Origin of the sequence: Pseudomonas sp. Marseille-Q5115, assembly GCF_916618905.1 — a bacterium.
GTDB lineage: Bacteria > Pseudomonadota > Gammaproteobacteria > Pseudomonadales > Pseudomonadaceae > Aquipseudomonas > Aquipseudomonas japonica_A.
Window position 1 is genome coordinate 1,229,505 of the sequence record NZ_CAKAKI010000001.1, and the last position, 16,269, is coordinate 1,245,773.

At 61.5% G+C, this 16,269-nt stretch carries 16 protein-coding genes, 1 tRNA gene and 1 pseudogene; 6 read left to right on the forward strand and 12 right to left on the reverse strand.

Annotated elements, in window-relative coordinates; translation table 11 throughout:
* Positions 1-110: 110 nt before the first annotated feature.
* Positions 111-671: a DUF924 family protein gene (locus LG385_RS05900; protein WP_225773166.1), complete on the forward strand. Its 561-nt coding sequence runs from the start codon at positions 111-113 to the stop codon at positions 669-671.
* Positions 672-792: 121 nt separating this feature from the next.
* Here the strand turns inward: LG385_RS05900 and LG385_RS05905 are convergent, their stop codons facing one another.
* The 8 genes and pseudogenes from LG385_RS05905 to mobA form a co-directional block, all read right to left on the reverse strand.
* Entirely contained in the window at positions 793-1,185 is a 393-nt protein-coding gene (locus LG385_RS05905; protein ID WP_225776179.1) for a DUF2846 domain-containing protein, read from the reverse strand.
* Positions 1,186-1,517: 332 nt separating this feature from the next.
* On the reverse strand, positions 1,518-2,366 hold the full coding sequence (locus LG385_RS05910; RefSeq protein ID WP_413247356.1) for a transporter: 849 nt from the start codon (positions 2,364-2,366) through the stop codon (positions 1,518-1,520).
* Between the two features lie 93 nt (positions 2,367-2,459).
* Complete coding sequence (locus LG385_RS05915; protein WP_225776180.1) at positions 2,460-3,848, reverse strand: DUF1254 domain-containing protein; 1,389 nt, start codon at positions 3,846-3,848, stop codon at positions 2,460-2,462.
* Between the two features lie 53 nt (positions 3,849-3,901).
* Entirely contained in the window at positions 3,902-5,371 is a 1,470-nt protein-coding gene (locus LG385_RS05920; protein ID WP_413247357.1) for a DUF1254 domain-containing protein, read from the reverse strand.
* 8 nt (positions 5,372-5,379) lie between these two features.
* Positions 5,380-5,894: pseudogene (locus LG385_RS05925) on the reverse strand (hypothetical protein).
* A gap of 264 nt (positions 5,895-6,158) precedes the next feature.
* A tRNA-Pro gene (locus tag LG385_RS05930) sits at positions 6,159-6,235 on the reverse strand.
* Positions 6,236-6,327: 92 nt separating this feature from the next.
* The gene (locus LG385_RS05935) at positions 6,328-6,549 is read right to left on the reverse strand and encodes a YgdI/YgdR family lipoprotein (protein ID WP_181112521.1); all 222 of its coding nucleotides are present in this window, start codon (positions 6,547-6,549) and stop codon (positions 6,328-6,330) included.
* Between the two features lie 64 nt (positions 6,550-6,613).
* The gene (gene mobA, locus LG385_RS05940; RefSeq protein WP_413247304.1) at positions 6,614-7,201 is read right to left on the reverse strand and encodes a molybdenum cofactor guanylyltransferase MobA; all 588 of its coding nucleotides are present in this window, start codon (positions 7,199-7,201) and stop codon (positions 6,614-6,616) included.
* 89 nt (positions 7,202-7,290) lie between these two features.
* On the opposite strand from mobA, the gene moaB reads away from it, so the two are divergent.
* From moaB to yegS, 3 genes are all read left to right on the forward strand, one after another.
* On the forward strand, positions 7,291-7,830 hold the full coding sequence (gene moaB, locus LG385_RS05945) for a molybdenum cofactor biosynthesis protein B (protein WP_181112517.1): 540 nt from the start codon (positions 7,291-7,293) through the stop codon (positions 7,828-7,830).
* 19 nt (positions 7,831-7,849) lie between these two features.
* Complete coding sequence (gene glp / locus LG385_RS05950) at positions 7,850-9,034, forward strand: gephyrin-like molybdotransferase Glp (RefSeq protein ID WP_225776181.1); 1,185 nt, start codon at positions 7,850-7,852, stop codon at positions 9,032-9,034.
* Between the two features lie 79 nt (positions 9,035-9,113).
* Complete coding sequence (yegS, locus tag LG385_RS05955; protein WP_225773174.1) at positions 9,114-10,013, forward strand: lipid kinase YegS; 900 nt, start codon at positions 9,114-9,116, stop codon at positions 10,011-10,013.
* On the opposite strand, the gene LG385_RS05960 is transcribed toward yegS, so the two are convergent.
* The 3 genes from LG385_RS05960 to LG385_RS05970 form a co-directional block, all read right to left on the reverse strand.
* Positions 9,997-10,653 (reverse strand): response regulator, encoded by a 657-nt coding sequence (locus LG385_RS05960; protein WP_225773176.1) that lies wholly within the window; start codon positions 10,651-10,653, stop codon positions 9,997-9,999. The genes yegS and LG385_RS05960 overlap by 17 nt on opposite strands.
* The gene (locus LG385_RS05965; protein WP_225773179.1) at positions 10,650-11,546 is read right to left on the reverse strand and encodes a sensor histidine kinase; all 897 of its coding nucleotides are present in this window, start codon (positions 11,544-11,546) and stop codon (positions 10,650-10,652) included. Before LG385_RS05965 ends, LG385_RS05960 begins: the two co-directional genes overlap by 4 nt.
* An 83-nt stretch (positions 11,547-11,629) precedes the next feature.
* Complete coding sequence (locus LG385_RS05970; protein ID WP_225773181.1) at positions 11,630-12,019, reverse strand: hypothetical protein; 390 nt, start codon at positions 12,017-12,019, stop codon at positions 11,630-11,632.
* A 288-nt stretch (positions 12,020-12,307) separates the two neighbouring features.
* Between LG385_RS05970 and LG385_RS05975 the strand changes: the two genes are divergently transcribed.
* Together LG385_RS05975 and LG385_RS05980 are read left to right on the forward strand one after the other, a co-directional pair.
* Positions 12,308-13,237, forward strand: coding sequence for a chemotaxis protein CheV (locus tag LG385_RS05975; RefSeq protein WP_181112507.1), 930 nt, complete (start codon positions 12,308-12,310; stop codon positions 13,235-13,237).
* A 58-nt stretch (positions 13,238-13,295) separates the two neighbouring features.
* Positions 13,296-14,096 (forward strand): MOSC domain-containing protein, encoded by an 801-nt coding sequence (locus LG385_RS05980; RefSeq protein ID WP_225773183.1) that lies wholly within the window; start codon positions 13,296-13,298, stop codon positions 14,094-14,096.
* A gap of 90 nt (positions 14,097-14,186) precedes the next feature.
* Here the strand turns inward: LG385_RS05980 and LG385_RS05985 are convergent, their stop codons facing one another.
* Complete coding sequence (locus LG385_RS05985; RefSeq protein ID WP_225773185.1) at positions 14,187-16,121, reverse strand: transglycosylase SLT domain-containing protein; 1,935 nt, start codon at positions 16,119-16,121, stop codon at positions 14,187-14,189.
* Between the last annotated feature and the right edge of the window lie 148 nt (positions 16,122-16,269).

A 16,269-nucleotide genomic window follows, 5' to 3' on the forward strand; every position in this document is an offset into this window, starting at 1 on the left:
GCTTAGCCAGAACGCTATGGAACACAGTGCTTCCGCGCTCGGCAGGTTATCATCCCTGGGAATGTTTTCCCGCCGCCCATCATAGGCGCTGGCTTGGAGGAGGGTGACAAGTGGCTGATCAGCACGGCGGTGTTCCGCAAACGGCAGACACGGTGGTTGCCTTCTGGAAGCAGGCCGGGCCCAGGAAGTGGTTCAAGAAGAACGCGGCCTTCGATACTACCTTTCGCCACACCTTTTACGACCTGCATTTCATGGCCGCGCGGCGTGAGCTGGACCCATGGATGCGCACTGCCGATGGTGCCCTGGCATTGCTCATTCTGCTGGACCAATACCCCCGCAATGCCTTTCGTGGAACGGCACATATGTTCGCCACCGATTCCCTTGCGCGTTTCTATGCCGATCAGATGATAGCGGCGGGGATGGACCAGGAAGTGGAGCGCGGGTTGCGAATGTTTTGCTATCTACCGTTTGAACACTCCGAAAACCCGGTGGATCAGCAAAGGTCTGTGCAGCTCAACCGTGAACTCGAACCGAACGACTTCAAGTGGGCACAGGAACATGCTCGGATCATTGACCGGTTCGGGAGGTTTGCGCATCGAAATACACTGCTGGGTAGGGTAACCACCTCGGAGGAAGAGGCGTTTTTGAGAGAGGGGGGCTTTGCGGGGTAAGGCTGATGCTGGCCATGCTTACCGCTCTTCACTTGAATCGGCGCGCTGCGATGAGAGGCAACTGCCCGGTAATCCCAGGTGTTGCCCACTCACCGCATGGGTGAGCGTTAACCGGGCAGCTTTACTTGCTTTCCTTGGCGATGGTTCCCAGGCTTGCGTCTTTCACCAGGTAACGGCCCTCGACATCGCTTAGTTGCTTGAGGCTGTTGCGCGCCATGACAACGCCAATTTCCACCTCCTGCTTGAGGTAAACCACTTCACCTGCCTTGACCGCGACGGGCATTTCCGCCCAGTTTTCAGCTTTGGAGCTGATCACGTGCTGCCCGGGAGTGACATAAAAATAGATGTACTGATTGCCCCGGTTGTAGCCCATCTCGGACTCGGCTTCCTTGTCGTCAAGAAACACATTGAAGCGCACCATCATTCCGGCGTTGCTTGGGCGTACAACATATACGAGGCCTTTGTCGCTGATGGCCGGTTTGGGCAGGGTGTATTGGGCCACCTCGGCTTGCATCCGTTCCGGCGAGGGAGACGAAGCGCAGCCGTAAAGGAGTGCTATGGAAACAACAGCGGCGGTTTTGCAGAAGGTCTTGAACATGCGTGGGGCTTCCATGCTTAGTGAATGATGTCGGCAGGGTCGAGGCGGCGGTCGCCTGCTGAGCGCGGCGCACCGGCGCGCCGGCACAAGGCGTAACGTAGCGGGGCGCAATACTAATTTGCCATCATTCTGGCGTCAAACATCATGATGACCATCCGTTGAGACGGCTGGGCATCCGGAGGTCCCAGTGGAGAGCAGGCGGCAGCTATGTGGACAGACTCATTCCTACAATGAGCGGCTCACCATGCCTACTGAAGGCGTAGCGTCCAGGTATTCACGTCCGGCGACCCGGTTCTTTCAGACATCGTGTCGGAATAGGCTAGAAGCCCACCGAACTGTGGGGACAGCATGAACCCAAGGCTCGCTCCCAATAGGGTGTTCGCCTGCTCGTTGTCCTGCCAGATACCGTCAATTTTGGTTTCGCCCCCTCGGTTGTAGGTGGCATCCAGCGACGCCCAGAGCGCGCGATTTATGGTGTAGCTGAAATGGCCCTCAACGCCATACAGCGGCTTCTGTTCCAGAGTGCTATCGCCTTGGTAATCGTCGTTGTCCCCGTACAGCGAGACGTAGGTATTCAATTCGACCCACGTGGGGCCTAACGGCGTGCCGAACGCTATTTCGGGTTTGAGTGCCCATCGGTTCGATCCGATGTTAATAACGCGATCCTTGTCGTAGTCGCCGGTAGGGGCGGTTATCCATACCGCTCCAGTCACGAAGGTCTCCGGCGTCCAGCTAGCGAACTCCTCCTTGGTCAACGCCGGCCCGCCGAACAGATTGTGAACCAGTACGACTTGGGTGTCGGCCATGCCACCATTGTGTTTGGTGCCGTTGAAGAATCGCGCGTTGTCGAACGATGCCGAGATATCCGCATAGGGCTGCAGAATCTGGATGGCGCTGTTGCGCCCGTCAACCGCGAAGGAACGGGCATAACGCGCAATGTAGAGATTGGCATTGAGCGACAAGCCATTGATAGGCGGCGAGGTGTCGATGGGAGTGTTGGTGTCGATACGGTTGTAGTAGCCGAAAACCATATTCAGATCGGTAGGCAGATTCTGCCAATCCCGTGCATTGTCCGCGTGGGCAAGCATTGGCGCCATTGCCAGCACAAAGGCACCGATTATAGTAAGTCGAGGTATTCCAAGCATTGTGTCGCTCCTTGTCACCGATACCTTGGTCGAACCCGTTCCCGATCACAGATCCACTGGCGTCAGGAGGGGGAGCTTCCACTGACCATTGCCGACCTCGGGCTTGGGCAGGTAAATCCGCAGCACACCATAGAATGGCCCCTTCGGAGCGGGTAGCCAGTTGCTTTCCTTGTCTTTGCCTGGGGATGCATTCTGGACGTACAGCGTCAGGCCACCGTCTACGTCGGGCTTGAGCTGCGGCAGCATTCGTGAATTGATCAAGTAGCGGTCAAGCGGGTTATCGACGAGCAGCTTGGTCGCACCGTCGTACATGGTGAGTGACCAGAACGCATTGGCTGGCGGCAGTGCGCCCTTGTTGAAGTGCAAGGTGTAGTTGTGCTTCGACGCATCCACGGGTGTGCCCTGATTGTCGACGAAGTAGCCGAGATAGGCAGCTTCGTCGGCGGAGTTCCCGAAGATCCCCATGTTTGCCCCGGCGTACCGGTACAGATAGTTGTTTTTCAGATGCTGACGATCACCAAACAAATCACCACTGCTGACTTTATGGGTATCTACCTGGGTTTTCTTGAAGTCGGCGAATTCCGCTTTGCCATCGGCAATGCCCGCCTCCAGCGCTTGCCGCTGCTCAGCTTTGAGGGCATCGGGATCGAAATCGCGACCGGGCTCTATGCCGATGGTGGAAAACCGCTTGAGCAGGTCTCTCTCCGAAGCCTCCGGCGGGGCGAACGCCAGCATGAAGTTCAGGTAGCGAAACAGGTCCGACGTCTCGCTCATCTGTGGCTCGGGCCTGGGCCATTGAATGGGCGGCGCAGCCTTGGCTGAACTACCTTCCTCGAACTGACTCAGCGGAGTGACCAAATAGCCTTGCTGGATTTTCTTGACTGCCGCCAGATCCTCGGTGCTGAACAATTGGGTGCGATAAAGCGCGTAGGCGATATCGCTTTCGCTGTGTACCACGCGATCAATCTTTGCCGGTGGCTGCCCCTTCCAATTTGGCCCTGCGATAAGGAAGTTGCCCCCTTTGTTGCCCGTGGTGCGCGTACCCAGGTAATCGAAGTTCTGGGTGTACAGGTCAATCAGCTGTACCGAGTAATAGCGATTGCTTTCCACCGGCGGTAGCGTCAGAACGACAGGCTCGGCGCGCAGATCCAACCAGGCAAACGAATAGGGCGTATCGGAGTTGGGTGTAACGAATGCCGTATCCTTGGGGGTGAAAACCATGGCCGTGTTGCCGATCTGGTTGAAAGGGGCCTTGAAGTTCGGCCCGCTTCCGTCCACCGCCTGCGTGTACATCGTTTTGTACATTTCGACGATGGGGAAACCGTAGAGGTAGGCTTCCTTGGCAATGGCTCTGGCTTCGGTTGGCGTGGCGGTAAAGTCCGCCAGCGCCGAGGTGCACACAAGCGCTGTAACACCAATTACCGCGTAACGCATGGGTCGTTGAAGCTTCATGTCGCTTCCTTCTGGCAGCCGTCGCAATTTGAGGTTCAGTTCGCCGGGGTGATGTCATCAAGCTTCCAGCTCTTGTCGAAGTACGCTTGTGTCGGGGCATACAGTCGGAAGTAGCTGAACCAGTGCTTGCCCGGCACCGTTTGCACCCAGTTGTTCTCAAAGCCCTCTGGCACCTTGGGTCCAAAATAGAGATCAACGGAGCCGTCAGCATTTTTCTTCAGATTCTGGCGTGACGAGAGATCGGCCTTTCGCTGTGGGTTGTCAATCAGGCACCGGGTGTCGATGTCATAAACGGTCATCGACCAGAACTGCTTGGCCGGCGGGTTGGGCCCGACATGCAGGCGGTAGTTCTGGCTACCATCAAGCCATTTACCCTTGCTGTCCGTGTAGGCGCCAAGGTAGGTCTGGCCTAGCCCGGGTGTCTTTGAAACCATCCCCTTGGTGTTGGTGACGGCCTCATAGAACCAGGCGCTGCGCTCCCATAGCTGATCGTAGAAGGCTACGCGCTGGGATGGCTCGGCGATGTTGAGTACCGTATCCCATTGGCGGTCGGGCCAGAATTGCGCACCGGGGAAGCGCTTGGCGAACGTGTTGGCCTTGGCTATCAGTTCGCCCATTTGCGCGCCTTCTTCCAGGGCCTTGCGCTGCTCGGCGGAAGGTTTGAACGCCTTGTTCTTTTCGATACCCAGGCTTGCCAGCATGGCCATGTAGAAGCGGTCACGCTCGTTCACCGGCTCCTTCTGGATGATCTGGTGCAGGCGTTCCCAATAGGCCATGCCCCGGGGCTGAGTTCCTGACCACTGCTTGCCACCGGGGCTTAGCAGTTTCGTTTTGCCTGGGTTGGCGCGCTCGGCGTAGGAATACATATTGAATCGCTCGACCAATGCCTTGCCCTTGGCAGGATCGGGATCGAGCACGCGGAAGCCCACTAGGATGTTCATGGTTTCCGAATGTGCGACATAGTATTTATCGGCGTCTCCGGGAGGCTGAGCCCCCGGGGGCAGCACCAGGTACTTGCCGCCTTTACCTTTGTCTGGGCCTGTCTCACCCATGTCGATGATCGCGCGTTGCCAGAAATCACCGACGCCTCCAGCCGTCGGGCCTGGCGGTAACTCGATCACCAGCGGACCCGTCTCGTTCAGATCAACAAAGCCTAGAATGTAGGGGGTGGTTGCGTTGGCGGTAATCACCCCCAGCTTGTCTTCATAGCTGGTGAGCACCATCAAATCGCCGCTCCTGGCGCCCAGTTTGTTCTGGAACTCTTCCTGCCACTGGGCGTATGACACCAAAGGTAGTGCCCACAAATAGCTCTGGGTTGCTTGCTGGTAATCGAGCTCGGCGTAAAGCTTGGCAATCGACTCATGGGCAGGAAGCTCTCCCTCCATGGTCACCGGCCCGATGTGTGTGTCGACGGGCTGCGCATGAACAGCCACCGAGTAGCCGACGGCGAGGGTGAGGGTGAGGGTGAGGAAGGTGCGGCCGGTGAAGCGAATGAAAGTTTCCATTTGAATCGCTATTTCCCAAAAGTGACGTTGATACCGGCGAACACTGTGACTTGGGGCATGCCGTCTCCCTTGCGCACCACCGTCCACTGCGGCTCGACAAAGGCATTGAGAATGTTGCTTCCGGCTTTCCAGGCTTTGCCGATGCCCAGGCCGATAGGGATGTAGTGGGTATCGTTCTTGAGATCGAACGTCCACGTGGCCGTGGAGCGCAGGTACCAGCCCTTGGGCAAGTTATGGAAGGCTGTAACGTAGCTGTGTCGACGTGTTGGCGGCCACTGCCATATGGGCCGGGGCGTTTGCTGATAGGCAACGTGGCCCTCAGGATCTGCGGTACGCCAAAATCGCCTGGCGCGATTGGCAGCGTTCCGCGCAACGGCGTGTCATTGGTATGCGCGTTCGAGTCGTAGAGCTTGGGTGAGTAGTAGCCCTGAAGGTTTGCCCCCCGGGCCAGGTTCAGCGGGTTGTTACTCTTGTTGGCCGTGTCTGCGTTGTCAGCGTTTACGTGTATGGCTATCGAGCACATGCCGGTCAGGAGGACCGCGTGTGAAAGACGTTGCCTGTTCATGAGGGCCACATGTGATCGCCGATCCACCGCTCTTGTCCTGTCAGAGGTTATGTCCCTCATGAACCGTAGCAGAGCCTATGGATAGTGCCTCAAGCCGTAACGTTTACTTCGTATAGATCGGCGGTGTGCCAGATGGAGATATAGCCAGAAACAACAAAGCCCGCACGAGGCGGGCTTTGCAGGTAGTTTCGAAGGCTTGGGAAAAGCCTCGAAACAGCAATTTGGTCGGAGAGACAGGATTCGAACCTGCGGCCTTCTCGTCCCGAACGAGACGCGCTACCTGGCTGCGCTACACTCCGATGAGGGGAAGCATATCGCCGCTCGGCGACGTCTGCAACCCCTTGATACACTGCAACTTATACCGCCAGATCAAGCCGCTGAGCGGCCCGGGTTACAGCTCCTTGACGGTGCGAACCTGATCCTTGTTTACGCGAGTCTGCTTGCCGTCGAGTTGCTCGATTTCATAGAAACCGGTGTCGTCGTCGTACTTGGGCGTATCAACCGCCTGGATTTCGCGGCCGTCGTTCAAGGTGATGACGGTAGGGGTGGAGCATCCCGCCAGCGCGGCCAGGCCTGCAGCGAGCAAAACAGCGGGAAGGATCCTGTTGGACATTTCGTGTCTCCGGAAGAGGTTTCTTGTTGACCCTCCTAAGACGCAACGCTATCGCGCAAGTTCCTCAACCTTCCCTGCCGCTGTATTCAAGCGTGGCCGGGGTATTGAAATTACGCAGCCGCGGATCATTTTCCAGGCAATCCAAAGGGGTTGGATGCAGCGCCAGCATTACCCGCCGGGGGCTGCGTTCGCCGCTGGCCCATGCTGTATCGAAAGCATTCAGGGCGGTGCGCGGCAGAACGCAGATGAGCGGCTCCCAGGCACCGCCCTGACGCACGATCAGGGGCGCTTCAGGGGCTTGAGCCTGCGCAGCCAGCATGGCCAGAAGCAGCGCGGTATCAATGCCGGGCACGTCACAGGGCAGTACCAGCACCCGCTTGTGCCTGGCCATTGCAAGCCCGGCGCGCAGCCCAGCCATGGGCCCGGGGAATCCCGCCTCACTGTCGGCCGCCAGCCGGTCGGCGTACAGGGCATAGCGCTCGGCGTTGCGGTTGCAGGAAATGATCAGGTCGTCGGTGAGGCTTCTTGCCTGGCGCTGCACGTGGGCAATCATGGGCAAGCCTCGCCATTCCACCAGGCCTTTGTCCTGTCCACCCATCCGCGCACCCTGACCACCGGCCAGCAACAAGACCGAAGTGGGTGGTTGAGGCATCGGGTTTGTCGGCATGGCGGGTCTGCGGGAGGAAGGAAGGGCGTTGTGATATAACACCCAGCGTTTTCTTCAACAACTGGAACGTGCCAATGAACGCCAAGGCCGACGCCCTTTTCGTCCCGCTCAATATCGCGGTACTTACTGTCAGTGATACCCGCACCCGGGAAACAGACACCTCCGGCCAGCTCTTCGTGGACCGGCTCAAGGATGCAGGCCACCGCTTGGCGGCGCGGGTATTGCTCAAGGACGACCTTTACAAGATCCGCGCCCAGGTCGCCACGTGGATTGCCGATGATGAAGTGCAAGTGGTACTGATCACCGGCGGCACGGGCTTTACCGGGCGCGACAGCACCCCCGAGGCCGTGGGTTGCCTGCTGGATAAACATATCGATGGCTTCGGCGAGTTGTTCCGGCAGATATCCGTGGCCGATATCGGCACGTCCACCGTGCAGTCCCGTGCGCTGGCCGGCTTGGCCAATGGCACCCTGGTGTGCTGTCTGCCGGGCTCGACCAACGCCTGCCGCACCGGCTGGGACGGTATCCTGGCTGAACAGCTGGATAACCGGCACCGGCCGTGCAATTTCGTGCCACACCTGAAGCAGGCAGAGCCCTGTGAAAGCCGTGGTTGAGCGTTCAAATGGCGGCCTGATGCCCCTGGCCGAGGCCACCCACCGTCTGTTGGCAATGGCCGATGCCGCCCCCTTGCTGGAAACGGAAGTAGTGCCGTTGGCCAAGGCCGATGGCCGAATGCTGGCCGAGCCCTTATCCGCCCTGAGCGACCTGCCGCCCTGGCCGAACAGCGCCATGGACGGGTATGCCCTGGCCTGCGCCGACTGGGCTGGCGAACCACTGGAAATCAGCCAGCGTATCTTCGCCGGCCATGCGCCCGGGCCGCTGCAGCCCGGCACCTGCGCCCGTATCTTCACCGGAGCGCCGCTGCCCGAGGGCGCAGACTGCGTACAGATGCAGGAAAATGCCGAAGTGGACGCCAACGGGCGCGTCCGCTTTACCGCGCCGCTGCGCCCGGGCCAGAACGTGCGGCCCAGGGGCCAGGAGTGCAGCGCGGGTGAGCAAGTATTGAGCGCCGGCACCCGGCTGGGGCCTATCGAGCTGGGCCTGGCGGCAACGCTGGGCATTGCCGAGCTCACGGTGCGCCGTAAACCTAGGGTAGCGGTGCTGTCGACGGGGGATGAACTGGTACCGCCTGGCCAGCCTCTGCGGCCGGGGCAGATCTACAACAGCAATCGCCAATTGCTGTGCAGCTGGCTGGAGCGCAGCGGGTGTGAAGTGATCGACGCGGGCATCGTCAGCGACGACCTTGCCTTGACCCGCCAGGTGCTGGGCAGCCTGAAGCAGGCCGACCTGATCCTCACCACCGGCGGTGTGTCGGTGGGTGAAGCGGATTTCCTCGGCCAGGCCTTGCGCGAAGCCGGAGAGCTGGCCATGTGGAAGCTCGCCATCAAACCGGGCAAGCCGCTGACTGTCGGCCAGTACCAGGGCACGGTGGTGATCGGGTTGCCGGGCAACCCCGCGTCTACCTTGGTGACCTTCGCATTGCTGGCAAGGCCTTACCTGCTGCGGCGAATGGGCGGTGAGCGGGTGCTGCCACGGCGCTATGACGCCGTTGCCGGTTTTAGCTGGCCTGCCGGTAGCCGCCGGGAATTCCTGCGAGCCAGGCTCGAAGGCGGGCGGGCGCAGCTCTATCCCAACCAGAGCTCAGGCGTGTTGCGCAGCGCCGCCTGGGCCGATGGGCTGGTAGAAGTACCCGAGGGGAGCGCCATCGCGGAGGGGGACCCTGTTGCATTTATCCCCATGAGCGACCTGTTGGCCTGAAAATCAGCCGCCCGACTGCGCTTTTTCTGCCTTGCCGTGGTCACATGCCCAGTGGCCGATCCGGCAAGGGGGAGAACGAATGCAAACGCGCAAGGCTTGGCTGATCCTGCATGGCAAACAAGCGTTGAACGAGGATGTTCGCGCCGCGGTAATCGCTCGTCGCGAGCAGGGTTGGGACATCGCTGTGCGCCTCACGTGGGAAGGTGGCGATGCTGCCCGACTGGTGCAGGAGGGGCTGGCTGCGGGGTATACCACTCTGATCGCAGGCGGTGGCGACGGCACCTTGCGCGACGTGGCCGAGGCGATTGGGCGTGCCCAGACTGACGCAAGCCTTGCGCTGCTGCCACTGGGCACGGCCAACGACTTCGCCCGTGCCGCCGGTGTACCGCTGGAGCCACAGGGTGCGTTGGCGTTGCTCGACCAGCCCGCCCGCCCGGTGGACCTGGGCGAAGTAGGCGGCCAACTGTTCCTGAACATGGCCACGGGCGGCTTCGGCAGCCAGGTCACGGCCAATACCTCCGAGGACCTCAAGAAGGTGCTCGGGGGCGCGGCCTATCTGTTTACGGGCCTCACTCGCTTCAGCGAACTACGCGCGGCCACTGGCGTGCTTCACGGCCCGGACTTTCACTGGGAAGGGGAGCTGTTGGCATTGGGCATCGGCAACGGTCGCCAGGCAGGCGGCGGGCATGTGCTGTGCCCCCAGGCGGTCGCGGATGACGGCCTGTTGGACGTGAGTATCCTCCCGGCGCCGACCGAAGTGGTGTCTACCTTGAAGGAGCTGCTGGCGGGTGGCTTGGGCCTGGATAGCCTGTTTGTGCGGGCACGCTTACCTTGGGTAGAAATACAGAGTGCCCAAGGCCTGGACATCAACCTCGATGGCGAACCGCTGCAGGGCACCGACCTGCGCTTCGCGGCGCGCCCGGGTGCGGTAAACCTGCATTTACCCGCCGACTGCCCGTTGCTCAGTCATCCGGGCTGATGATCCGTTCGCGCACGGCATAAAGCACAAGGCCCGCCACGTCGAAGATCTGCAAGCGCTTCATTACCTGGGCACGGTGGGTTTCCACCGTCTTGATGCTCAGGCCAAGGCCGTTGGCGATATCTCGGGTGGACGTGCCCCTTACGATCAGGCGCAGTATTTCCATCTGCCGGGCGGTGAGGGGATGGCGCGTAGGCGGCGGGCGATCAGTACGATGGGCCACCAACGCCTGGTCGATGACGGCATGCGTTACCCCGGGGCTGAGATAGCGTGTGCCATGGCGGATAGCCTGTAACGCCTGCTCCAGTTCATTGGCGGTGGCGTCCTTGAGCAGATAGCCATCCGCGCCAGCCTGCAAGGCGTGAAGTATCAGCTCCGAATCATGGTGCATCGAGAGTACTAGCACCCGGCAAGGTACGCCGCTGCGGCGTAGTTGGCGCAGCGCATCCAGGCCACCGACACCGCGCATGGACAGGTCGAGCAATACGATGTCCGCCTGGCTGCGCCGTACCAGCTCGGTCAGCTGCCAGCCGTCACCGGCTTCGCCAACCACGCAATAGCCAGGTATGTCCGCCACCAGTGCGCGAACGCCCGCGCGAATGAGCGCATGGTCGTCTACCAACACCAGCCTGCAACTCACGCCCCGGCCCTCGCCGCGCGGCGCATGGCGCGGTCTGGCCAGGGTAATAGCGCCTCGATACGGGTTCCGCTGCCCGGTGCGCTTACCACTTTCACATGGCCGCGTAACGCCTGTGCCCGTTCGGCCATGCCCGATAACCCGCGCCCGGGCGGCACCGCCAGGGTGTCGAAACCCTCGCCGTCATCGGTGATACGTACCACCAGCCCATGCGGCGCCCGGGCGATGTCGATCCACAGGTTGCTTGCGCCCGCATGCCGCAGCAGGTTGGTGACACCTTCCTGGACAATGCGAAAGGCGGCCACGCTCATGGCTTCCGGCAGGCCGTCCAACCGTTGCCGGCATTCGAGGCTCCAGCTCAGGCCGGTACCGGCCAGCGCCTTGCACAAATGTTGCCGCAGGCTCCCTTCCAGGCCGAGCATCGCAAGCTGTTGAGGGCTGAGGAGGGCTGAGACATTGCGGACCTTGTTCAAGGATTCCGCCAGCGTTTCGCGCAACGTTGCAAGGGGTACGGCCAAGCTGGCAGGTGTTCGACGGCCGAGCCAATCCAGCTGCAAGCGGGCGGCCGTGAGCAGTTGGCCGATGTCGTCATGAAGTTCGCGCCCGAGCCGCTCCCGTTCGCCCTCCCGGGCCAGGGTGATGTGCCCGGCGAGCTCTTCCGGGCGCATCGAAATGGCGCCGTCGGCCTGAATGCCGGCCCATGCCAATGCGGACAGTAGGAGGATAAAGGCCAGGTTGGCCAGCAACAGGCCGGTGCCGAAAGGCATGGCGGTAGCCCAGGCGTAACCGTCGATGGTCATGCACGCAATGGCCCCGCTGGCCAGGACCAGGCGGCGAACGAGGGGCAGGCTCCATGGCCCGCGCGCGAGGGCGGATGTGGGCGTAGTGGCAGGCATGGTAGAAGGAGGTCACAGGCGCAAGGCCTTGAGGAGGCGCATGGTAGCACCTCCCAGGCATTGGGTCCCTGTTTTATACGCCTTCAGGCCAACGGGGCGTGCGTACGATCCGGCGGGCAGCAGCCTGCCAGCGTGGCCAGAAGTTCGCGTTGTTCGCCGCAATCCATCGCCAGGCCGTGGCGCGGGTCGTTCAGCTCCACCTGCCAGCTCAGCAGGTCCACGCATTGCTTGAGCGCCAGCAAGGCGTCGCCTCTCAGGCACAGCTCGGCGCGGTCGCGCGCGAGGAACGCCGCCAGTGCGCGGGCGAAGGCAGCAATAGGCCCCTGGGTTTCGGCGGCGCCGCTTGCCAACTGCTCCAGCGCTCGTTGCAGTGCTGTGCAGGCATCCTGATCGTTGGGAAAGGCGCGCAGATGATCGATGCAGTCGATCAGCCTGGTGGTAAGCCCTTCCGCTTCTGCGCAGAGGCTAAACATGACGGGTCGCACCCAGGGCGGGTGTAGGCAACAGGCTCGGCATGGGCGAACTCCATTCATGAACGAGAATGGCGCCACGGTAATGTCTATTGACTGTTTCGAATATCAGGTTGGCCCGGAGGGTTCCTAAGGGTTTCCCCGATGTCACCGATACCAGTAAGCAAGGAACAGTAAAGCATGATGCTAAAGTGATATCAAATACGGACGGATGGGCGCGCCAAGAACTCAAGTTCGCTTACCCAACGCCGATAGCCCACATATGCCTTTATCCAACCGCCGGGGACTTTCATGGCTGGTATTCTCGATAGCGTCGATCAGCGCACCCAACTCGTGGGTGAAAACCGCCTTGAAATTCTCATGTTTCGTTTGGCCGGCCGTCAGCTGTTCGCAATCAACGTATTCAAGGTGCAGGAAGTGCTGCAGCTGCCCAAGCTGACCCTCATGCCTCAGCGCCATCCCTTTGTGTGCGGCGTGGTCAACCTCCGTGGGCAAACCCTGCCGGTCATCGACCTGTCCCAAGCCATTGGCATGCGCCCGCTGCAGCCTGGCCCGGACAGCACCATTATCGTTACCGAGTACAACCGCTCCGTACAGGCCTTCCTGGTGGGCGGCGTTGACCGCATCATCAACATGAACTGGGAATCTATCCTTCCGCCGCCCAGCAGCGCCGGTCGCCAGCATTACCTCACCGCCATCACCCGCGTGGAGGACAAGCTGGTAGAAGTCATCGACGTGGAAAAGGTGCTTGCTGAAATCGTGCCTTACAACGCCAAGGTATCCCGCGAGAAGCTCGAAGATGCCATGCTCGCCAATGCGCGCGGCCGTGAGATTCTTCTGGTCGATGACTCGACCGTGGCCCTCTCGCAATTGCGCGATACGCTGTCGCAGCTCGGTTGCGTGCTGCACGTTGCCAGCGATGGCTTGAAGGCGCTACGCATGCTGCAGAAGTGGGCGGATGCCGGCGAAGACGTGTGCAGCAAGCTGCTGATGATCTTCACCGATGCCGAAATGCCCGAGATGGATGGCTATCGCCTTACCACCGAGATTCGGCAAGACCCTCGCCTGCGTGAGCTTTACGTTGTGTTGCACACGTCGTTGTCGGGTAGCTTCAACGAGTCCATGGTAAAGAAAGTCGGCTGCGACAACTTCCTGTCCAAGTTCCAGCCCGACCGGTTGGTGGAAGTGGTACGTCAGCGGCTGGAAATGGAACTCGGCTGAGTCGAAGCGGTGGGCGCGTTGGTTTAAGCTAGGGCACCCTGGACCTGGATGCCCTGCCATGCGCCTTACCGCTCTGTACCGATTCCCTGTCAAATCCGGCCTGGGGGAAAGCCTGCCGGCTTCTCCGGTTGGCGCACTAGGGCTGCTGGGCGATCGCCGCTGGATGCTGGTGGAGGAGGCCAGCGGCCGTTTCCTTACCCAGCGAACCTTGCCGGTGCTGGGCCACCTTTCGGCCTTGTACAACGCCGATGGCGGGCTGGAGCTTAGCGCGCCCGGCCTCCAATCCCTTTCCGTGCCCGTGCCGCCAGCAGATGCAGGCCTGCGGGGCATAGTGATCTGGAGGGATACGCTAAGGGTTCCGGACGCCGGTGACGCCGCCGCCCAGTGGGCAAGCGAGCTGATCGGCAAACCCACTCGCCTGGTGTATGTTCCCGAACATCGCGCCCGGCCATTGGGTGCAGGTGATGGGCTGCCGGAAGACCGTGTCGCCTTTGCCGACGGTTTTCCGCTGTTGCTGATCAATCAGGCCTCGGTGGACGACCTGTCCAGCCGTGTGGGCCGGCCCATGGCCATGTTGCGTTTCCGCCCCAATCTGGTCATTGACGGCGCCGAGGCCCTTGCCGAGGACGGCTGGACCCGCCTTCGCATTGGTACGGTGGACTTTCGCGTGGCCTCGCCCTGCGCCCGCTGCATTCTCACCACCATTGATCCCGCCACCCAGCAACGCGACAGCGACCGCGAGCCGCTGAATACCCTCAAGGGCTATCGCATGCGCGAAGGCGGGATCATGTTCGGGCAAAACCTGATTGCCGAGGGCGAGGGTGTGCTGGAGGTGGGGATGGAGGTGACCGCTTCCTAGTTGCCCTGAAGCAGCGGCCCTGACGGGCCGGTCACCGCCAAGGCGGGCTGCTACGCGGCGTTTTGTTCCACCTGTAGGCCCATCAGGGCATCAGATATCGTCGAAGAACCGCTCGTGCCAGTCGACGATAGGCTGTGGCGTGTTCAGCTTCGCGCCGTAGATCACCGCGTAGGACAGCACGTTCTGCACGTACTGGCGGGTTTCGTCGAACGGGATGGACTCGACCCATACATCGAAGCTCAAGTGGTTGGCCCCTCTGAGCCATTGACGCACGCGGCCGGCCCCGGCGTTGTAGGCCGCAGAAGCCAGTACGCGGTTACCGTTGAACTGGCCGTGCACCACGCTCAGGTAGGCGGCACCCAACTGGATATTCTTGTCCGGGTCGATCACCTGCTGCGGTGAAGCCAATGGAATGCTGAACTTGCGCGCCGTTTCTTTCGCCGTGGCTGGCATCAACTGCATCAGCCCCATGGCGCCAACGGAGGAACGGGCGTCGTCCATGAACGCGCTTTCCTGGCGGGTGATCGCAAATACCCAGCTGGCGTGCAGCCCTCGCAGCCGGGCCTCGCGAAGCAATGCATCACGGTGCGCCATGGGGAAGCGAATGTTCAGGTCGTCCCAGTACTGGGCGAGGCTGATGGTGCGGATGGCCGGGAAGTACCAGCCCATGTCATACGCCAGCTTTGCCTGAGCCACCATTTGATCACGGTCGAAGTGCCGCGATACGTAGTACCACTCGCGCCGGCCATCGACGATCTGACCGCGCTGATACAGCTCCAGCGCACGGCGAATACCCGGGGCATTGCGCACGCTGTTCATCTGCGCCTGGGTCAGCGGCAGGGGGCGGTTGGTCAGCTGGTACGGGACCTGCGCGCGGTCGGCTGCCAGGAAGCCGTAGAAATCCCTCTCCTTTGCCACTGCCTTGTACAGGACAGGCACCTGCGGGTCGTTTGGCCGGGCCAGTTCCAGTGCCCGGGCCTCCCAGTACTTCCAGCGGTTGGTCTGGGCGAGGCTGGCCGGCAAGCGGCGGGTAAGTTCGTAGGCCTCTTGCCAGCGGCCGAGGCGCAGCAGCAGGCGTAGCCGCCATTCGCTTACCGTGTCGTCACGCAGGTCCGGGTCGTAGCGGGTCATCAGCTCCAGCGCGCGGCTGTCATAGCTGCGGGCCAGGCCCAGGCCGATGTCCTTGGCGATGGCGACCTTTTCCTCGGCCGAGAAGTGCATGGTGGCCGCATAGGAATCCAGCAGCCCCAACGCCTTGTCGGGGTTTTGCTTGGCCAGGCGGCGCAACCCAAGGCCTACGGCATCGGCCATGGCCTCGTCGGCCGGCTGGAACAGCCCGGGCTGATCGAGCAGTTCCGGGTTGCGTGCGACATCCAGCAGGCGCCTGCCTTGTGCCTGCAGTGTCACCAGGCCATCAACCAGGCTGGTCGCCAGAGGATAATTGCGTGCTTGTGCGGCCAGACGTACCCGCTGCCAGCGTTTGTGCTCGGTAAGCTGGCCCTCGGCGGCCCAGCGGCCGAACAGCGGGTCGCAGGCGGCGGGGCGGTCCTTGCCGCTCAGCCACAGGCGTTCGGCATTGGCGTAGCCTTCGGCGCGCAGGTCTGGGCGGGTAAGCTGGTACTGGCCATAGAGGCAGTCCAGTTCGGTGAAATTGAGTTTGGTGTCGTAGTAGCGAACGAAGGTGGGCCAGTCTCCACGCTCGGCCAGCATGCGCAGCCAGCGCAGCTTGAGCCAGTTGATCTGCGGCAGATCGCCGTGAGCGGCGATGAACCCTTCTACCTCTTCGTTGCTGGCGCCAGGCAGGCGGGCGGTGAGTTCGTCGTATGCCAGGTAGGGCTCGAGTGGGTAGTCCACCAGCATGGCCTTGTACTGGAAGTAGGGCGCGCTGTTGCCCTTGGCCAGAGCCGCCTTCGCCTGATCGTAGTACTGCCGCTGGAGCGCCAGGTCGCCAGCATGGGCGGCGGGTATGAGGTACAGGGCGCCAAGCAACACGGCGGGAACGAGGCGGGACAGTCGACTGCGCATGAGACTTCCGGGAAGCGTACAGATTGGCGGCTAGCTTAGCCTGTTGGCCCTTCCCTCGGAAGCGCGCCAAGTGTTTCGCGATATGCGGCCGGCCTTTGCTGTGCCAGGGCGGTACATAAGGTAGAATACGCGCCGGCTTTTCCGGAGA

What these genes read in the sequence shown, in the direction of transcription:
- LG385_RS05905 (WP_225776179.1), bottom strand. Translation starts at nt 1,185, where the DNA reads ATGCAAGCCGAGGTGGCCCAATACACCCTGCCCAAACCGGCCATCAGC.
- LG385_RS05910 (WP_413247356.1), bottom strand. Translation starts at nt 2,366, where the DNA reads ATGGCGCCAATGCTTGCCCACGCGGACAATGCACGGGATTGGCAGAAT.
- LG385_RS05915 (WP_225776180.1), bottom strand. Translation starts at nt 3,848, where the DNA reads ATGCGTTACGCGGTAATTGGTGTTACAGCGCTTGTGTGCACCTCGGCG.
- LG385_RS05920 (WP_413247357.1), bottom strand. Translation starts at nt 5,371, where the DNA reads ATGGAAACTTTCATTCGCTTCACCGGCCGCACCTTCCTCACCCTCACC.
- LG385_RS05935 (WP_181112521.1), bottom strand. Translation starts at nt 6,549, where the DNA reads ATGTCCAACAGGATCCTTCCCGCTGTTTTGCTCGCTGCAGGCCTGGCC.
- mobA (WP_413247304.1), bottom strand. Translation starts at nt 7,201, where the DNA reads ATGCCTCAACCACCCACTTCGGTCTTGTTGCTGGCCGGTGGTCAGGGT.
- moaB (WP_181112517.1), top strand. Translation starts at nt 7,291, where the DNA reads ATGAACGCCAAGGCCGACGCCCTTTTCGTCCCGCTCAATATCGCGGTA.
- glp (WP_225776181.1), top strand. Translation starts at nt 7,850, where the DNA reads ATGCCCCTGGCCGAGGCCACCCACCGTCTGTTGGCAATGGCCGATGCC.
- yegS (WP_225773174.1), top strand. Translation starts at nt 9,114, where the DNA reads ATGCAAACGCGCAAGGCTTGGCTGATCCTGCATGGCAAACAAGCGTTG.
- LG385_RS05965 (WP_225773179.1), bottom strand. Translation starts at nt 11,546, where the DNA reads ATGCCTGCCACTACGCCCACATCCGCCCTCGCGCGCGGGCCATGGAGC.
- LG385_RS05970 (WP_225773181.1), bottom strand. Translation starts at nt 12,019, where the DNA reads ATGTTTAGCCTCTGCGCAGAAGCGGAAGGGCTTACCACCAGGCTGATC.
- LG385_RS05975 (WP_181112507.1), top strand. Translation starts at nt 12,308, where the DNA reads ATGGCTGGTATTCTCGATAGCGTCGATCAGCGCACCCAACTCGTGGGT.
- LG385_RS05980 (WP_225773183.1), top strand. Translation starts at nt 13,296, where the DNA reads ATGCGCCTTACCGCTCTGTACCGATTCCCTGTCAAATCCGGCCTGGGG.
- LG385_RS05985 (WP_225773185.1), bottom strand. Translation starts at nt 16,121, where the DNA reads ATGCGCAGTCGACTGTCCCGCCTCGTTCCCGCCGTGTTGCTTGGCGCC.